This window comes from Streptomyces prunicolor NBRC 13075, from assembly GCF_000367365.1.
Taxonomy (GTDB): domain Bacteria; phylum Actinomycetota; class Actinomycetes; order Streptomycetales; family Streptomycetaceae; genus Streptomyces; species Streptomyces prunicolor.
Window position 1 is genome coordinate 1 of record NZ_BARF01000181.1, and the last position, 2,490, is coordinate 2,490.

The 2,490-nt window shown below is 68.9% G+C and carries 2 protein-coding genes; both read left to right on the forward strand.

Translation table 11 applies throughout. From position 1 onward, the window contains the following. The first annotated feature begins 128 nt into the window (after window positions 1-128). Window positions 129-1,634 carry an IS21 family transposase gene (istA, locus tag SPR02S_RS54645; protein WP_019065494.1) on the forward strand — a complete coding sequence of 502 codons (1,506 nt, stop codon included), beginning with the start codon at window positions 129-131 and terminating at the stop codon, window positions 1,632-1,634. Beyond that, complete coding sequence (gene istB, locus SPR02S_RS54650; protein ID WP_019065495.1) at window positions 1,634-2,425, forward strand: IS21-like element helper ATPase IstB; 792 nt, start codon at window positions 1,634-1,636, stop codon at window positions 2,423-2,425. The genes istA and istB overlap by 1 nt, the downstream gene beginning before the upstream one ends. Window positions 2,426-2,490: the final 65 nt, after the last annotated feature.

A 2,490-nucleotide genomic window follows, 5' to 3' on the forward strand; every position in this document is an offset into this window, starting at 1 on the left:
TGACGGCGGTCAGTAGATACTCCCCGTAGGCGGTCACTTAGCGCCCCATTCCTGGCCAAGGATTGCCCCACGGACGGCCATATATCTCCCCGGACCTGGACCGATACCGGTCGGCGAAGCTGACCGGTGTGAAGAACAGCAGGGAGATCATGGAGATCCTTGAGGCATACGACCTCACGGGGAGTTACCGAGCGGCGGCCGAGCTGGCCGGCTGCGACCACCACACGGTGGCCCGGTATGTGCAGGCTCGGGCCGAGGGCAAGAGCCCGACCGAGCGGCAGCACCGGGCCCGCCCGATCGACGAATACCTCGCGAAGATCGAGGAGTTGGTGGTGAACTCCCACGGCCGGATCCGTGCCGACGTCGTGCACCGGCGGATCACGGCGATGGGCTTCACGGGCGGGGAAAGGACCACCCGGCGGGTGGTCGCGGAGGTCAAGACGAGCCTGCGGGCCGGATCGCGACGGGTCTATCGGCCGTGGATCACCGAGCCCGGACTGTGGCTGCAGTGGGACTGGGGCGAGGGGCCGCGGATCGGCGGACGCCGTACTTCCTTGTGGTGCGCCTGGCTGGCCTGGTCCCGGTTCCGCGTCGTCATCCCGGTGTTCGACAAGACCCTGCCGACGATCGTGGCCTGCCTGGACTCCACTCTGCGGCGAATAGGAGGGGTGCCGGCCTATGCGCTGACCGACAACGAGAAGACGGTCACCACGATGCACATCGCGAACATCGCGGTCCGCAACCCGGACATCGTCGAGGTGGCCCGGCACTACGGGCTGACCATCCGTACGTGTCTGCCGGCCGACCCGGAAACCAAGGGCGGATCCGAGGCCACGGTCCGCATCGCGAAGGCCGACCTGGTGCCCACCGACGCCAACCTGCTTGAGCAGTACGGGTCGTTCGGACATCTGGAGGCGGCCTGCCGTGACTTCTGCGACGAGGTCAACAACCGGGTCCACCGGGCCAGCCGGCGCAAGCCCGCCGAGGCCCTCGCCGAGGAACGGCAGCGGCTGCACCCGCTGCCGAAGGAGCCGTTCGCGGTCGCGTTTGGCACCACGAGACGGGTCAACTGGGACGCCACCATCTCCGTTGAAGGCGTGCGCTATTCGGTCCCGCACCAGCTGATCGACACCCGGGTCTGGGCCCGCTTCAACGGCGACGAGCTGATCGTCACCGCCGTCGCGGACGACGGGCCGGCCGAGGTCGCCCGGCACGACCGCTCGACTCCCGGCAGCCCGCAGATCAAGGACGAGCACTACCCGCCCCGCAAAGACAAGGAGGGCGACCGGACACCGAAGGCCAACTCGGCCGAGGAGGCGGCCTTCCTCGCGCTCGGTCCCGGGGCGGCGTCCTGGCTGATCGAGGCCGGCGCGGCCGGAGCCCGCAGGGTCAAGTCGAAGATGGCCGAGGCCGTCGCGCTGGCCAAGCTCCACTCCGCCGCCGATGTCGACCGGGCCCTGGGCTCGGCGGCGGTCGCCGGACGGTTCGCGGAGAACGACCTGATCCGCATCCTCACCTACCAAGTCGGCCTGGAGACAGTCGAACCCACGCGGCCTTCCGAGAACCACAGCCTGCAGCCGGGCACCTCCGCCTGGTCCAACTTCGGCGTCGCCGACGAGAAGGAAGAGCACTGATGGCCACCCCGATCCGCACCGTCACCGGCACCCACGGCGATCCCCTCGCCGAGGCCATCGAGCTGACCCGGCGGCTGAAACTCCCGCACATCCGGCGGGCGTTGACCGACCTGATCCCCACCGCGAAGGCCCAACGCTGGGACCCCGCCGAGGTCGTCCGCGTCCTTCTGTCCGAAGAGGCTGCCGGCCGGGACGCCGCGAACCTCCGCACCCGCCGCAAGCGGGCCGGGTTCCCCGCGGGCAAGACCTTCGGCGACTGGGACGAGACCGCCTCCTCCATTCCACGGCCGACCCAGGACTCGCTGAAGATGCTCGAGTGGGTCACCCGCAAGGAGAACCTCTGCATCTGCGGGCCCTCGGGCACGGGCAAAAGCCACTTCACCGAAGCCCTGGGACAGGCGGCCATCGAAGCCGGCATGACCGTCGCCTGGTTCACCATCGAAGACCTCGGAGCCCTCGTCCGCAGTCACCGGGCCGACGACTCCCTGGCCAGAGCGATGGCCCGGCTGATCCGGACCGACCTGATCATTGTTGACGACATCGGACTGCTGCCGGTCTCACCCGATGCCGCCGAGGGCTTCTACCGGCTGGTCGATGCCGCCTACGAACGGCGGGCGTTGGCCGTCTCGAGCAACCTCCACCCCTCCGGCTTCGACGAGATCATGCCCAAGACCCTGGCCACCGCGACCGTGGACCGGCTCCTGCACCACGCTCACGTGGTGGTCACCCAGGGTGATTCCTTCCGGCTCAACCAGGCCACCAGCGGTCAGGGGGTGATCCCCTTGCGCTGATCCACCCACCAACAGCGGGGAGATATCTGGCCGCGGTTGGGGAAAATCTACTGGCCGCCAGTGGG

Excerpts from the sequence above, each read along its gene's own strand:
- istB (WP_019065495.1), top strand. The coding sequence starts at position 1,634 with ATGGCCACCCCGATCCGCACCGTCACCGGCACCCACGGCGATCCCCTC.